This window comes from Isachenkonia alkalipeptolytica (genome assembly GCF_009910325.1).
Taxonomy (GTDB): domain Bacteria; phylum Bacillota; class Clostridia; order Peptostreptococcales; family T1SED10-28; genus Isachenkonia; species Isachenkonia alkalipeptolytica.
This window is the reverse complement of sequence record NZ_SUMG01000004.1, coordinates 1-14,374: the sequence shown is the minus strand read 5'-3', so window position 1 is coordinate 14,374 and position 14,374 is coordinate 1. Positions and strand designations below refer to the sequence as shown.

The 14,374-nt window shown below is 43.1% G+C and carries 16 protein-coding genes; 2 read left to right on the top strand and 14 right to left on the bottom strand.

Features of this window, described 5'->3' with window-relative positions; genetic code table 11:
• Nucleotides 1-82 precede the first annotated feature (82 nt).
• The 7 genes from ISALK_RS04475 to ISALK_RS04445 all read right to left on the bottom strand — a co-directional run bounded on the left by ISALK_RS04475 (nt 83) and on the right by ISALK_RS04445 (nt 6,563).
• Nucleotides 83-775: an LrgB family protein gene (locus ISALK_RS04475; protein ID WP_160719526.1), complete on the bottom strand. Its 693-nt coding sequence runs from the start codon at nt 773-775 to the stop codon at nt 83-85.
• Entirely contained in the window at nt 763-1,122 is a 360-nt protein-coding gene (locus ISALK_RS04470; RefSeq protein ID WP_160719524.1) for a CidA/LrgA family protein, read from the bottom strand. The genes ISALK_RS04475 and ISALK_RS04470 overlap by 13 nt, the downstream gene beginning before the upstream one ends.
• Nucleotides 1,123-1,131: 9 nt before the next feature.
• A complete protein-coding gene (locus ISALK_RS04465) occupies nt 1,132-2,526 on the bottom strand; it encodes an FAD-binding oxidoreductase (RefSeq protein ID WP_160719522.1) in 1,395 nt (464 codons plus the stop codon).
• On the bottom strand, nt 2,523-3,719 hold the full coding sequence (locus tag ISALK_RS04460) for an FAD-binding protein (protein ID WP_160719520.1): 1,197 nt from the start codon (nt 3,717-3,719) through the stop codon (nt 2,523-2,525). The genes ISALK_RS04465 and ISALK_RS04460 overlap by 4 nt, the downstream gene beginning before the upstream one ends.
• 12 nt (nt 3,720-3,731) lie before the next feature.
• Nucleotides 3,732-4,523, bottom strand: coding sequence for an electron transfer flavoprotein subunit beta/FixA family protein (locus ISALK_RS04455; protein WP_160719518.1), 792 nt, complete (start codon nt 4,521-4,523; stop codon nt 3,732-3,734).
• A gap of 204 nt (nt 4,524-4,727) precedes the next feature.
• Nucleotides 4,728-5,456, bottom strand: coding sequence for a FadR/GntR family transcriptional regulator (locus tag ISALK_RS04450; protein ID WP_160719516.1), 729 nt, complete (start codon nt 5,454-5,456; stop codon nt 4,728-4,730).
• A gap of 231 nt (nt 5,457-5,687) precedes the next feature.
• Entirely contained in the window at nt 5,688-6,563 is an 876-nt protein-coding gene (locus ISALK_RS04445; RefSeq protein ID WP_160719514.1) for a radical SAM protein, read from the bottom strand.
• A 191-nt stretch (nt 6,564-6,754) separates the two neighbouring features.
• On the opposite strand from ISALK_RS04445, the gene ISALK_RS04440 reads away from it, so the two are divergent.
• Nucleotides 6,755-8,008, top strand: a complete 1,254-nt coding sequence (locus ISALK_RS04440) for an L-lactate MFS transporter (RefSeq protein WP_160719512.1) — start codon at nt 6,755-6,757, stop codon at nt 8,006-8,008.
• Nucleotides 8,009-8,098: 90 nt separating this feature from the next.
• Here the strand turns inward: ISALK_RS04440 and ISALK_RS04435 are convergent, their stop codons facing one another.
• From ISALK_RS04435 to ISALK_RS04410, 7 genes are all read right to left on the bottom strand, one after another.
• A complete protein-coding gene (locus ISALK_RS04435) occupies nt 8,099-8,548 on the bottom strand; it encodes a hypothetical protein (protein ID WP_160719510.1) in 450 nt (149 codons plus the stop codon).
• Between the two features lie 162 nt (nt 8,549-8,710).
• On the bottom strand, nt 8,711-10,156 hold the full coding sequence (locus ISALK_RS04430; RefSeq protein ID WP_160719508.1) for a 4-hydroxyphenylacetate 3-hydroxylase family protein: 1,446 nt from the start codon (nt 10,154-10,156) through the stop codon (nt 8,711-8,713).
• A 184-nt stretch (nt 10,157-10,340) separates the two neighbouring features.
• A complete protein-coding gene (locus ISALK_RS04425; protein ID WP_160719506.1) occupies nt 10,341-10,964 on the bottom strand; it encodes a hypothetical protein in 624 nt (207 codons plus the stop codon).
• Between the two features lie 154 nt (nt 10,965-11,118).
• Nucleotides 11,119-11,586: an RNA-guided endonuclease TnpB family protein gene (locus ISALK_RS15510; RefSeq protein ID WP_371723521.1), complete on the bottom strand. Its 468-nt coding sequence runs from the start codon at nt 11,584-11,586 to the stop codon at nt 11,119-11,121.
• A complete protein-coding gene (locus ISALK_RS04420) occupies nt 11,468-12,274 on the bottom strand; it encodes an RNA-guided endonuclease TnpB family protein (protein WP_371723519.1) in 807 nt (268 codons plus the stop codon). The genes ISALK_RS15510 and ISALK_RS04420 overlap by 119 nt, the downstream gene beginning before the upstream one ends.
• Nucleotides 12,275-12,284: 10 nt before the next feature.
• On the bottom strand, nt 12,285-12,686 hold the full coding sequence (gene tnpA / locus ISALK_RS04415) for an IS200/IS605 family transposase (protein ID WP_160719504.1): 402 nt from the start codon (nt 12,684-12,686) through the stop codon (nt 12,285-12,287).
• Between the two features lie 212 nt (nt 12,687-12,898).
• A complete protein-coding gene (locus ISALK_RS04410; RefSeq protein ID WP_160719502.1) occupies nt 12,899-13,039 on the bottom strand; it encodes a hypothetical protein in 141 nt (46 codons plus the stop codon).
• Between the two features lie 97 nt (nt 13,040-13,136).
• Between ISALK_RS04410 and ISALK_RS04405 the strand changes: the two genes are divergently transcribed.
• Nucleotides 13,137-14,075, top strand: a complete 939-nt coding sequence (locus tag ISALK_RS04405; RefSeq protein ID WP_160719500.1) for a helix-turn-helix domain-containing protein — start codon at nt 13,137-13,139, stop codon at nt 14,073-14,075.
• Nucleotides 14,076-14,374 lie beyond the last annotated feature (299 nt).

Sequence of the window (14,374 nt, the reverse complement as noted above, 5' to 3'; positions counted from 1 at the left end):
GGTATAGTTGTAAAGATACCCAAAAAAACCACCGGGCCACAATTAATCCCGATGGTTTATGGTAATCCTTCATGAAATCTCCTTATAGCATAATCCAAAGAAACAGGGGGACCAGTACCACGGTTATTATGCCGGAAACCCCAATGGAAAGACCGGACATGGCGCCTTGGGTCTCACCCATTTCAATGGCCTTCGCCGTCCCGAGCCCATGTGCGGAAGTCCCCATGGAAACCCCTTGGGCCACCTCCTCTTTGATTCTAAACCATCTCAGCACCGTGGGACCGACCACCGCGCCGGTAACACCGGTAATCACAATGGCGGGTACCGCCAATGCGGGATTTCCACCGGTTTGTCTCGCGATTTCAAAGCCGATTGGAGTGGTTACGGATTTCGGCAAGAGAGAAATGATGGCCAGCTGATCGATGTTTAAGGCATGGGATAGAAACCATACGCTGACAATGGACGTAGCGGCTCCCACAGTGATTCCCATTAAAATGGGAAATAAGTATTTTACCAAAAGCTCCCGCTGACGATACAAAGGCACTGCCAAAACCACTGTTGCCGGTCCCAACAAAAATAAAATATAGTCTCCCCCCGCCTCATAGTTTTCCAGGGGTATATCAAACATTACCAATACGCCAATAATAATCAATGCGGACGTTAGAATCGGATTCAACACTTGAATTTTTGTTCGTTTAAAAATCACCAAACCGATTTGATAGGCCATCAAGGAAATCAGTATTCCGAACAACGGTGTAGATGTTAGGTTTTCCATCGATTCTGCCTCCTTATTAAGAACTGCACCGTGATACCCGTTACCACCATAACCAGAATCGTGGTTCCGATAGTTATCAAAGTGATTTGCCACCACTGACTCCGAATCAGATGGAAAATACCCAACAATCCCACAGCGGCAGGAAGAAAGAAAAAGGCCAAATACCCCAGAAAAAAGCTAGTGGATTTTTCGATCATCTCGATTTTAATAACTTTTCCCCATAACAACCCTAAAAGTATTAACAGGCCTAGAACATTACCGGGAACAGGCATGCCTGTTCCACGGCTAATAACTTCTCCAACAAAAAGAATACCTAAAATAATCAGTAATTCACGGATAACAACCATAGTTACCTCCTAGCTCACTTTCCCGGGATTTAATACTCCCTTGGGATCAAAGGATTTTTTTATACCTCGCATTATGGTCATAGCATCTACGGATAGAGATTCTTCAAGATAGTTCTTCTTTGCAAACCCTATTCCATGCTCTCCCGATACTTGACCTTTCAGCTCTCTAGCTCGATCATACATTTTTTGAAAAACCTTGTCCAGTTTATCTTTCCAAACATCCTCTGCAAGGTCATCCCGCAAAACATAGATATGAAGATTGCCATCCCCGGCATGACCAAAGCTCTTAATTCGAATATCAAACTCATCTTTCAACTCATTGGAATATTTAACAAACTCCGCAATCCGGTTCCTGGGAACAACCACATCGCACTCATCCATTTCCGTTGTAGAGGACTTTATGGCCTCCAAGAAGGCTCCCCGTGCCGACCATATGGACTCTTGCCGTTCCTGGGTCTCAGAAATCAGCACATCGATTGCCCCCGCTTCCAAACAGATGTCCGCTACCACTTCATAGGACTTTTCCACCTCTTCCTTGGAGTTCCCGTCAAAGGAAAGTAGCAAATACGCATCCGAGGTTTTGTCTGGAAATTCCTTTCCCAAATATTCTTCCGCTGAAAGGATGGTATCCTTGACCATATACTCAATGGCCGTGGGTACATTTTTAGATTTAATAATTTTAGGTACCGTTTCGATGGCTGTTTCCAGTTTGTGAAAGGGGACCAAAAGACTGATGGTTTTCTTGGGCAGTGGAAGCAATCGAAGGGTTGCTTTCGTAACAATTCCCAGGGTCCCTTCCGATCCTACAATCAAATCTTTCAGGCTGTAACCGGAACTATTTTTCACGATCTTTCCTCCAACTTCCATGATTTCGCCATTGGGAAGCACAAGTTCCAGCCCACGAACATAATCCCTGGTAACACCATATTTCACTGCTCGCATTCCACCGGCGTTGGTGTTGATATTACCTGCCAATGTAGCACTTTTTTCTCCGGGATCCGGTGGATAGAAAAGGTCGTTGGATTCCACAAACTTACTGAGCTCCATTAACAAAACGCCCGGTTCTACTGTAACGGTTAAGTTTTCTTCGTCCAGCTCTAAAATATTATTCATCCGGCTCATGTTCAGCATAATCCCGCCGTACAACGCTACTGCCGAGCCTACAAGGCCTGTTCCCTGTCCTCTTGGGGTCACCGGAATATTTTGCTCATAAGCATATTCCATTATTTTCGAGGTTTCTTCGGTAGAAATAGGTTCCACCAATACCTCGGGCATATTCCTCATTCCCGCCAATTCATCCCGGGAAAAATCTTCACTGATTTCCTCCTCGGTGAAAATTCGGTCTTTTTCTATAATGGACTTTAGAAAGGCAATGTCCTGTTGCTCTACTTTTTTAAATTTCATGCCATAACCTCCTCGGATTTTTTCATCTTCGCCAACAATTCCGGTATCACGTCGTAAACATCTCCGATTATTCCATAATGAGCAACTTGAAAAATCTCAGCATTGGGATCTTTATTAATGGCAAAAACATAGTCGGAATTTGTCATGCCGGCTTTAAATTGCACGGAGCCCGAGACTCCGCAGGTAATCATCAATTTAGGTCTTACCGTTCTTCCACTTAGGCCGATCTGGGTTTTCGGATCTCCCCATCCTGCTTCAATTAGAGGTCTGGTAACCGCAACTTTTCCTCCCAATTCCTTAGCCAGCATATGGATCATTTCAAGATCTTCCTCTTTTTTTATGGCTCTTCCTGCTACCACTATAACCTCTGCATCGGCGATATCCTCTTCTATTTCTTTTGCCTTAGAGTCCAGAACCCTAATCGCAGAAGCAAGGTTTTTCGGTGGTTCACAGTTCGTAACTTTTCCAACCGCTTTATCCAAACGTTGGGCAGCATCCATTATTTTATACCTTACCGTTGCGAACTGGGGGCGATGTTTCGGTGTGCAGATTTGTGCCATAATATTTCCGCCGAAGGCCGGTCGGATTTGTACAAGATCCGTATCCTCTTTCATATCCAGGATCGTACAGTCTGCCGTAAGTCCGGTTTTGAACCTTGCTGCCACCCTTGGGGCTAAGGACCGTCCCAGGGGGGTTGCACCTACTAAAACCGTTGAGGGAGATACCTTGTCAATAAAGTCGGAAAAGGCTGCGGTATAAGGCTCAATTGTAAAGTCTTGAAAAGCAGGATTATCATAGACAAACACTTCGTCCACGCCATAATAACGAAGATCCTCCGCCTGTTTCTGTATATCGGATCCGATAAAAACCGCATATACCGGATGGCCAATTTTATCCGCCAGTTCTCTTGCTTTTCCGATCAATTCATGGGTAACCGGATGGACTTGCCCCTCATCATGATCCACATACACTGCAACCCCCTTCCATTGACTTTTATCGATGTAAATGTCATCTTCCTCCAACTCAAAGGCTCCTTCCGGCCCTTTGTTCACACAGATCATACAAACTTTACATGCAGCTGTAATACCCACTTCCCGTTCTTTTTCATTCCACTCAATCGCATCAAAGGGGCAAAGCTTAATTGCTTCATCGATATCCTTAATTTTTTCCTGGTTAACTATTATTTTCGCCATCATGGGCCTCCTTTATTTGTTTTCATAGAGAAATTTCAAGTCTACTAAGGTTTGATAAAGTTTATCGCCAAGATTTTCCCCTTCCCACCGTTCACTGGTGGTGTTCTGTTCCGGAGGAAAAATCCTTTCTACCTGAGTTGGCGATCCTGATAAACCGTATCGTTTTTCATTAATATCTTTAAAGTGGTCTAAAGATAATTCCGTAATTTCTTGATACTTCGTCTTTTTCTTGAGTCGGTAGGATGGAAGCCTGGGTTGAAATATCCCTTTCTCCACAGTGATTAAACAGGGGAAATTCACTTCAACCGTCTGTATAGATGTGGGCATTTCCACCTCTACAATCAAAGAGTTTTCTTTACATTCCACAATGGTTTTTACATTGGCCACATGGGGAATTCCAAGGTACTCTGCCATTTCCGGACCTACTTGGGCCGTATCTCCATCGGTAGTCTGTTTACCACAAAGAATGAGATCAAAATCCCCCGCCTGATAAGCCCCTTGAGCTAACGTATAGGAGGTGGCCAACACATCGGCGCCTGCAAATCTCCGATCTGTTAGAAGAAACCCCTGATTTACTCCCATCATATAAGCTTCTCGAATCACTTCCTTTGATTGGGGAGGCCCCATGGTTATAACACTCACTTCCCCCTTTTGATCTTCTTGCAACTTCAATGCAGTTTCAAGGGCATAAAGGTCATAGGGGTTCATTTTCGCATCGACACCTGAACGGATTAAATTCCCATTATCGTCCACTTCCACCTCTGTGGTTCCCGGTACTTGCTTAATACATACTAAGGTTTTCATTACATCATTCCTTTCTTTTTTTGTGTGGCTTTTTTCATTGATCCTTTGCCATTTTTCTCTGAAGTACTTCTGTTGCATGTTACAATTGCTTTTGTTATTTTGGTATTATGGTCCAACCATTTATGTTAAAAAAAATACACAGCGCTCTTTTAGTAATTCGTCCTGTGCATTTTTTACATACTCTTTTACGAACCCTCCCCTTTATCAGACGGAGGGTTTCCGTTCTTCAATACTTGATACATATTCATCGAAAATCAACTCAATATGTTCTTTCATTGCATCCGCTGCTCCTTGAGGGTTGCGGGCTGCCAAAGCACGGAAAATCTTTTCATGTTGCTCTATTAAAACATCCCGGTTATGCTCTTTCAGGAGGATGGTGCCTCTTGCATCCTTGATCAAAACATCCATCAAATTCGAAACCATATTCAAGATGTTGGAAAACAAATAGTTATCCGCAATTCGACAAATACTGTAATGAAATTCTTTATCGTATTCGGCACTTTTGATTTCATTTCTGCTTTTTGTATGAATATTTAGTTGATCGATTATCACTCTGAGTTCTTTAATATCCTCATCGGAAATCCGCTCTGCTGCCCGATAAACGCTCTCCACTTCGATGATTCTTCGAAGTTCCACAATTTCACGGGGGTGGCTCTGATTTAGGATAAACATCATGGATAAGGGCTCCACTAAAGCATCGTCAAACTGTTCTTTTATGAAGTTCCCTCCCCCTTGCTTGACCTGGACAATGCCCAGAACTTCCAAAGCTCTCATTGCTTCCCTGACCGAGGTCCGACTTACATTCAACTGTTCAGCAAGATCACGCTCCGTGGGTAATTTATCACCTTTACTCAAAGTGCCTTCAATAATCATTTGCTGTACTTCTTCAATTACGGATTCATAGATTTTTTTGCTTTTTATCGGTTTAAACATGACCATACCTCCATCGATTAATCATACACCATCTTTTTATTTATTATAGCATACCCTGTATCAGTTCCGTTAATGGCTCTAGGGATTTCCAGGAAGTCTTATGGTCTTTTAGGTCCTATGGTCTGACCAATTTCTTCAATAATACCATTTTTCTGAATTGTTTGTCAACACCTTCTGTAGGATTTAACAAAAAAATAACCACCCTAGCTTTCAGCGGTCAATTTTTTATCTTTATAGCCGGGCCCTTCTGGGATCTCGAAATACCGATTTGTCCAAGGTCAAGGCATAATCGATTTCCTCAAGCATAGTCTTTTTATCCTCTGGCAACCTTCCCTCTACATTCCAATAATTCGATGGATGATCACTGAACAACATGCTGTCAATTCCCTGCAACTCTTGGATCAAAAGTTTGGTTTCCTCCAGGGCTTCATAGGGGGTAAGGAGTTGAAAGCTTTTATTCTTGTACATTTCATAGATCGGGGTTCGGGGAAATACCATAAAGGTTCTGAGGCGAATAAAATCCGGATTGCATTGGTTTAATACCTTGGCGCTGTTACGAGCATGATTTTTTGACCACTTTTTGCCCCCGGCGCCAATCATGATGTACTGGCTGGTCTCAATATCCGCTTCTTTCAATCTTTTAGCCGCTTCAATCACTTCCTCCCCGGTGGCCCCCTTATTTAAAAGTTTTAATACCTGATCGTCTCCCGACTCCATTCCCGAGTGCAGCCGTTTAAGACCAGCGGCCCGCAGTTGTCGAAGTTCTTCCGGGGATTTTAGAAGAATATACTTTGCCGAACCATAAAGGGTGATACGCTGAAGATTGGGGAAAAGCTCTTGGGTATAGCGAAACATCCCTAACAGCTCCTCGGTCTTCATTAAAATACTATTGCCGTCGGCGATAAAAACGGTCTCAATGAACGCTCCGTAATACTCCTTTGCTATATCCAGATCCTTTTTGATTTCTTCCACGGGACGGATTCGAAATTGAACGTCTTTATACATGGTACAAAAGCTGCATTTATTATGGGGACAGCCGATGGTTCCTTGAATCACCAGACTATTTCTCTCGCTGGGCGGTCGGTATACGGTTCCTTGATAACGCATTGGAAAACCCTCCATTTTATAATTTCCTGATGCACAGTGTTCTTTCCCACTTTATACCCGTTTTTAAAATAAATATATAAAATAGTAATATATCTGTCAAAGTTATTGTATATCAATATAAGAATAAGTATAATGGGAGATGGTATAATTGACCGTTATCATCTTATAAAAATTTAAAAGGAGTTGAATGGATGAAAACCGCTTTTAACAAAGGTATCATCGTACTACTGGCAGGACTAGGCGTGAACTTAATGCTCGGTACCCTCTATGCCTGGGGGGTAATCTCTGCAGCCCTGATGAATCTTGGATGGAGTGCCACAGCGACACAAATCCCTTATATGCTGGCCTGTGCCATGTTCGCATTTTCCATGGTTCCCGGAGGAAAGCTACAGGATAAATTCGGACCCCGAAAGGTTATTATGGGAAGCGCAATCCTTGCGGGAATCGGCCTGAATCTATCGGGTTTACTGTTAACCCCTGTAAGCCTGACCATAACCTTCGGACTGATCTTTGGCATTGCCATGGGAACCGGGTATTCCGCACCCACCCCTGCAGCTGTAAAATGGTTTCACCCCAGTAAAAGAGGGGTCATCTCCGGGGCCGTGGTTAGCGGATTCGGTTTAGCCCCGGTGTACGTAGGCCCCTTAACCACTTATCTTATTGGAAATTATGGCATCGAAACCACCTTTTTCGTATTGGGCAGTTCTTTTTTCGTAGGTATTATGGCCCTTGCTCAACTGATTAAAAACCCGCCGGAAGGCTACCTTCCCCCGGCACCGGAGGAATCGGAAACCATTAAGGTAAAACCCTCTTTCTCCACCACCGCCACGAAGGAATTTCAATCCGGTGAGATGTTAAAAACCAAACAGTTTAAAATGATCTGGTCCATGTTTGCCTGCGGCACCTTTGCAGGACTGCTGATTATCGGTCAGCTTTCCAATATCGGCCTGGAACAGTCGGGAATCACCAACGGCTTTATGCTGGCATCGATTTATGCGGTTTTCAATGCCTTCGGAAGACTCCAGTGGGGAATTATTTCCGATAAGATCGGACGAACCAAATCCCTGCTCTCGATGTTTTTGTTACAGGTGGTTGCCTACATTATTTTACCCTTTGCGGCAACTCCCGCATTATTAATCCTAAGCGTTGCCATGGTGGGCTTTACCTTCGGTGGTATGCTCACGGTTTTCCCGGCCATTACCGGAGACTACTTTGGAATGAAAAACTTTGGCGTGAACTACGGCTTTGTCATCACTGCCTGGGGTATCGGCGGCGTATTCGGACCTTTAGTCGGCGGACTCATTCGGGACTATACCGGGGGCTATGCTTACAGCTATGTCATCTCCGGACTCCTTAGTATCGTAGGAATGTATTTGGCGCTAAAAGTTACGGCTCCGACTCCCGAAAAAACAATGGAGCCCGCAACCACGGAAGCATCGGTCTAAGAACTCCTTATATTTTCATTATCATAAAGAAAGAACCTCGTCCGGTAAAAGGCAAGGTTCTTTTTTTAATTCGATTTTTTTATAAGTGGATCAGCTTCCTCTTTTCGTCAGGGTAAAATGCCCTGGTTGATAGTTTTCAACTTCGATGATCACCATGTCCTCTTTAAATCGCTGTATCTCCTCTTCTACATCGCTTCCCTCCTGTTCTACGAAGGTATAAACCACTTTCTTTCCTCGACCCTTGGCTTCATCCTCCCCCATTTCCAGAATTTCCACGGCTCTTCCTTCCCCGGGAACAAGGACGTGATACTGGGTTTCCCCCCAGGACATTGATGCACTTTCTTCATCCCGATCCTCGGCGATCATTCGGTCAAACATTTCATCAATGGATTCCTGTACCCGTTCGGGAACCTCCTCGTAACTACGAATCGATACCGTTAGATTTTGATTATTCGATTCTCCGGTACAGCTTACAACCCCAAATCCCACTAGGATTAATACCAGGATCGCAATCGTGCTGATGGTTACTCTTTTACCCATGGCTTGATCTCTCCCATCAAATATTAAATTTTGTTACTGTATTGACAATTTGCCGGAACTAAGTTACATAAATCAGGGGCACTTGAAAATTTCTTTAAACCCGTTTCTAGGTTACCTGCTTTTTATGAGCGTTGAGGGAATGCTCTTCTACGAGCTTACGCGTCAATCAATATCCAGCAAATCCTTTGCAAGATCTTTTTTACCCTCAAGATTTGATTGCCGGCTGATCATAATTCGCTGGGCCTGGGGAGAACCGGCACCGTGCATGGATTCCGTTCGGTAGCCCACCGCTGCGGTACCCAGGGTCATGTTTTCGATTAAGCGGTTCACCTTCCAGCGATCTTCCGTAGATCCCTTGGCCCCTTTATAATATTTTTTCACATAGTGTCCGATCTCCGGACTCTTAAGATCCTGCTCCGAAGGCATGGTTACAAAATTTCCCCCGGCCAAATCTTCGGCCAGTCTTGCAATTTCATAGGGCATTCTTGTAACGTTTTGCTTACATACATTGGCCAAAAGCATGTCGATTTGATAGTTTCCTGCCTTGGTGGGGCTTCCCTGGGATGAACAGGCGATTCCGCAGGAATAAAGGGTCTCGTTTAAATGAACCATTTCAATGATCTTATCCTTTACATGAGAGGCCTTTGCCGCCCCGTTATAGTCTGCAATCAAGGCGGTTGCTCCGATCAGCACGTCCCCGACTCCCACTTTGCATCCGCCGTAGCTTTGTCGATGATACCCGGCGAATCGCTCAACCAGGGTCCCGGAATGAGCAAATTCTCCGCACAGGAAAATTCTGTCCTTGGGAACAAACACATCATCAAAGACCACCAAAGCTTCGTGGCCTCCGTATTTAAAGTTACCGCGGTCCATCAGCCCATCCTCCAGCTTCCTGGTATCGCAGGACTGACGCCCGTATATAATTTTAATGCCGGGACTGTCTGTGGGGACGGCGAAGGATACCGCATAGTCTTTATCCTCTTCCTTCATGGCCATGGTAGGCATCACCAGCACTTCGTGGGAATTTACGATTCCCGTTTGATGGGCCTTCGCCCCTCGGACGACGATGCCGTCCTCCCTAGTTTCTACGATCCGTAAAAACACATCGGGATCCTCCTGCTGGGAGGGCCCACATCCCCGGTCCCCTTTCGGGTCGGTCATGGCCCCGTCTACGGTCAGGTCTTCCTCCTGGACATATTTTAAGAAATCCACAAATCGCTTATGATATTCCGTCCCATGAACCTGATCGGTTTCATAGGTCGTTGAATAGACGGCGTTAAAGGCATCCATCCCCACGCATCGCTGAAAACATGCCCCGGTTTTTTGGCCGAGGAGCCGGAGCATTTTCACCTTTTGAATCAGTTCCTCCGTGCTTTGATGAAGATGGGTAAAGCGGTTGACGGTTTTTCCCGTTAAGCTGGACTCTACCGTCATTAAGTCTTTATATTCCGTTTCCCGAGCCAGTTCATAGGTTTTCATCACCGAGTTCAGCGACGGTCGAATAATCGGATGATCCACCGGGGACTTGACCCGCTCTCCGAAGAGATATACTTCGAGATTCAGCGCTCGTAAACTCTGTTCATATTCCTTTGGGGTTTTCAACGGCATACAATCACTCCTTCTTTTGATTTCACTACACCTTGGGCAAATGATTCCCCATTAGGGTTGATAAAAGAAACCCGAAGGTTTACAATTTTTCATACTGTAAGCGATCCTTGCTGTAAGCGATTCTTACTGTAAGTGATTCTTACTGTAAGTGATTCTTGAACTTCTTTGAGGATTGGTTCAAGGGTTATATCTGAGTTAGAATTATCCCCGTTACAAAAAACAGTCCTCCCATGAAGAGATCGGGAATCCCCAGGATCATAGAGAGGGGCCGTTCCCGTTTTTCGCTTTCTTCTTTAAGATCTTCAATGATCTCCCGACCCATGGGAATTTCACTGATCTGTTGAAAACTGATTAACTGATGGTTTTTCGAAATATAATCGCTTTCCAGGATGATCTGCCCTTTAAAGATCGGGAAGCTGTATATCCGTCTTTTCCCACCGCCGGTTTCAAGGCTGTAGTCCACTTCTTTTTCTTCAAGCTGGGCGATGACCATTTCCTCTGCTTCCTTCGGCTCCATATTGTGAATCCGAATCCGGGTTTGATTCATCTCCCGGCGAAGGGCTCTGATAAAAAGGCCTACCGTTGCAATGCCAAGGATAGCCAAAAGTCCGTAAAGAAACCAGGATCCCTGGAGATCATTAACAAAGAGTTCCAATTGAAACAGCTGAAACACAAAGGTGGCGAAAACAATCAACCATCCTGCCAATGGACTTTGGGTATACAGATCTCTTCTTCGAATTTTCCGAAATCCGTTCATCATCAGTATTAGCCCAATCACACATATTATCAGGTAAATTTCAAAGCTCATTAAATCAACTCCTACATTTTAATCTTGAACCTCTCATGACTGAAGTCATAAGATTCTTGGGAACAGAGCATACTTGCAAGCCTATTTCTTTACTTACAGCGGTTTCTCTTCTTTACCAAGCTATCCCCGTAGTCCCTACGGTTTTGGATACTATTTAAGCTTTCGCTTGTTTTCGTAGACCTTCGGTCAAAATATTTTTACTGGCATTGATACCCCGGTCATGATGGGCCTCACAAATAGGACAAGTCCATTCCCGGATACTCAGGGGTTTCTTGCCGCCCTTGTGGCCACAGGCTGAACAAATTTGACTGGATGGAAACCACTTGTCCACCTTGATGACTTCCCGACCATACCAGTCTGCTTTATACTGTAACCGGCTCACAAAACCGGACCAGGATACGTCGGAAATGCTTTTCGCCAGTTTATGATTACGGAGCATGCCTTTCGTGTGTAAGTCTTCAATACAGATTATATCGTGGCTTTTGATAATTTCTGTACTCAACTTATTCAGAAAGTCGCTCCGTTGATTCATTACTTTTTCGTGCAACCGGGCAACCGGGCAACCGGGCAACCGTGCGTTTTTGTTTCTGATAATTTTTCGCTTCCAAGAGATTGATCCCATTCTTTTTAGCCTGCAAACCCCGTCTTGACAGCTTCCGTTGTTCCCGTTGTAGTCTCTTTTCCATGTTGGAAGTAAATTTATGGTTATCGATCTTTTGCCCGTCAGAAAGAATGGCAAAGTCCGTAATACCCAGGTCCACTCCAATCGCAGAATTGGTTTTTGGCAAGGGCTGAATGTCTTCTTCCAATAGAAGAGAAACAAAGTATTTACCGCTGGCGTTTTTCCGGATGGTTGCATTCAACACCCGACCCTTAGGGTCTTGACTTTTAGCGAACTTCACAAGGCCGATCTTGGGTAATTTAATGGAGTGATGAACAATTCGGATACTGTTATTCACATTTTTCGTTGTATAGCTTTGCACCGGGTTCTTTTTACTTTTGAACTGCGGTCTCTTATTTTGTTTTTTGAAAAAACGGGAAAAAGCGTCGGAAAGGTTTTTTACTGAGGACTGAAGGGAAATGCTATCCACTTCTTGTAACCAAATGGTTTGTTCATCTTTTTTCATTTGAGGAATCATTGCCGAGCAGGCATGATAGGTTAACCCTTTACCGGTTTTAGTATAGGCTTCATTCCACAAACTTAAAAAATGATTGTAGACAAAACGGGAACATCCCATGGTTTTAGCAATTAAGATCTCCTGCTCCCGATTCGGATAGATTCGAAATTTATAGGCTTTATGGCGCAGCACGGCTTTAACCTCATTTCTTTTTCTGACTTTTTATGTAGCTCCGGATCTGTTCTTCGGTATGATCACTGACGGTTGCTACAAAGTAGCTGGAATTCCATAAGTGGCCGTCCCGAAGGCGTTGTTTAAGTTCCGGATGTTTTTCAAACAGTAATCTGGCGGAGACCCCTTTAAATGCTTTAACAACACTGGGGATAACGTGCTGCGGCTTACAGTCGATCAGTAAATGGATATGATCTTTATCGGATTCCATCTCAATAATTTGAATATCGTTATCCGAAGCAATTTTTGCTAATAGTTGTTTAACATCTGCATCAATTTGTCCGTGCAAAATAGGATGCCGATATTTTACGCACCAAACCAAATGGTACTGAATAGAATAGACGTATCCACGTCCGTAATGCATGGTAGCCATGGGAATCACCTCTACTTAATTATAACATATGTAAGGGATGAATACTATCGCAAAGAGGCTGTTTAATGGTTCGATTAAACAACATATTACGGTTGCTATCCATCGCTACAGCGGTGCCACAACCGAAGCCGATTCATCTACACGACTAAAGTCGCGAGTATTCTCGGCTATTTTATAAACTATCCAAATCAAGCTTTCAAAATAATAATTTCTTACCCGATGATTTCCGTTTCTTCAACGCTTCCTATTTTAGGATAGTCATCATCTCGTCCCTGTGTACTTGGATCAGCTAACATTACGGTTAGTACCATCAAAAATATTAAAATTAATGATCCCACATTACGTTTTTTCATGCTTTACCCCTCCAATCTTTGCTATTAATTATATAATATAGTAAAATTATTCAAAAGAGTACCCGCACAAGTGCAGGGTCTAAGGGGGTTGACAAAGTTGTTTGAATCGTTTAACTTCAAAGATTTTGGGGATTATGCGAAAAAACTCCGTTTAGGTCTTAAATTATCACAAGGAAATGTAGCCCGTATGTCCGGATTGTCAGTTGATACTTTACGCAGAATTGAACAAGGCAAAGTGATTGCAAGATTTGATACCTTAATCATTTTATCCGAAGTATACAAAACGGATCTGATCGATGCCTATAAAAATTATTCTTCATCAAGCATACTAATGCGTTATTATGCTCGTTTAGACAAATTGATTGCAATGTATAACGAAGAGACATTAATAAATTTGAGGAAAGATTATGAACAGTTTGGGAAACTCCATGATAATGAGCCGCCCATTGCCTATAACTCAAAAAAACAATTTTTGTTAATCCTTGATGGCCTTAGTGAATACTATAAGGGAAATTTAAAGAAAAGCAGATCTCTTTACGTAGAATCCATGCACCTAAGCAACCCTCTATTCTCACTGCAAAACTATATAGACTTCCAATATACGGTCTTGGAGAAAAGAATTTTACTATTAATTGCTCTTTCGTTCTCCGATGATCACGATCTATTATTTGCCAACCATCTATTAGAACATTTGTTGGATTCCCTCTCTTTAAATCAATATACTTCATTTAACGAAAAAATCTTAGCCATAAAAATCATTGCAAATATTTCTTATAATTACCATACACTCTATGAAGATGAAAAGGCCCTGGACTATGCGAATCGGGGAATAGATTTTTGTATTAATAACCATATTACCTATGCTTTAGCAAATTTACTGGCTCGCAAGGGTGTGGCGCAGCACTTCTTAAAAGACCCGAATTGCAAGGATACTTTACAACAAGCCGTTAATCTGATGATCATCGAAAATAATCATGCCCTTGCCAAAAAATATATTGAAATAACAAAAGAAAAATATGGAATACAGCTGCAATAATAAGAGAAACAAAGGCTACAGGGACAATTCTACTCTACATTTGTTTTAAAGACGGGGTAAAAACAAGAGAAAAATCTCAGAAAGTTAATCCTGAGATTTTAAGCGATGATCCGCTATGTTGTTGTGATTTAAAGGGTTTCGAAATTTATAATTTTAAAACCTCACAAAACCACCGTCAGGTTGCGTATAAATGCAACCCCGCCCCTTGCTTCGGTCGTCTAAAACTCAAATATTAATTTGTTTTTTATGTTAAAATTGAATATTTCATTTAAAAAGCAAGAAAGGCCATGTTTCTTTGC

Excerpts from the sequence above, each read along its gene's own strand:
- ISALK_RS04455 (WP_160719518.1), bottom strand. The coding sequence starts at position 4,523 with ATGAAAACCTTAGTATGTATTAAGCAAGTACCGGGAACCACAGAGGTG.
- ISALK_RS04425 (WP_160719506.1), bottom strand. The coding sequence starts at position 10,964 with ATGAGCTTTGAAATTTACCTGATAATATGTGTGATTGGGCTAATACTG.
- ISALK_RS04430 (WP_160719508.1), bottom strand. The coding sequence starts at position 10,156 with ATGCCGTTGAAAACCCCAAAGGAATATGAACAGAGTTTACGAGCGCTG.
- ISALK_RS04435 (WP_160719510.1), bottom strand. The coding sequence starts at position 8,548 with ATGGGTAAAAGAGTAACCATCAGCACGATTGCGATCCTGGTATTAATC.
- ISALK_RS04440 (WP_160719512.1), top strand. The coding sequence starts at position 6,755 with ATGAAAACCGCTTTTAACAAAGGTATCATCGTACTACTGGCAGGACTA.
- tnpA (WP_160719504.1), bottom strand. The coding sequence starts at position 12,686 with ATGGCTACCATGCATTACGGACGTGGATACGTCTATTCTATTCAGTAC.
- ISALK_RS04460 (WP_160719520.1), bottom strand. The coding sequence starts at position 3,719 with ATGGCGAAAATAATAGTTAACCAGGAAAAAATTAAGGATATCGATGAA.
- ISALK_RS04465 (WP_160719522.1), bottom strand. The coding sequence starts at position 2,526 with ATGAAATTTAAAAAAGTAGAGCAACAGGACATTGCCTTTCTAAAGTCC.
- ISALK_RS04475 (WP_160719526.1), bottom strand. The coding sequence starts at position 775 with ATGGAAAACCTAACATCTACACCGTTGTTCGGAATACTGATTTCCTTG.
- ISALK_RS04470 (WP_160719524.1), bottom strand. The coding sequence starts at position 1,122 with ATGGTTGTTATCCGTGAATTACTGATTATTTTAGGTATTCTTTTTGTT.
- ISALK_RS04410 (WP_160719502.1), bottom strand. The coding sequence starts at position 13,039 with ATGAAAAAACGTAATGTGGGATCATTAATTTTAATATTTTTGATGGTA.
- ISALK_RS04445 (WP_160719514.1), bottom strand. The coding sequence starts at position 6,563 with ATGCGTTATCAAGGAACCGTATACCGACCGCCCAGCGAGAGAAATAGT.
- ISALK_RS04450 (WP_160719516.1), bottom strand. The coding sequence starts at position 5,456 with ATGTTTAAACCGATAAAAAGCAAAAAAATCTATGAATCCGTAATTGAA.
- ISALK_RS15510 (WP_371723521.1), bottom strand. The coding sequence starts at position 11,586 with ATGGGATCAATCTCTTGGAAGCGAAAAATTATCAGAAACAAAAACGCA.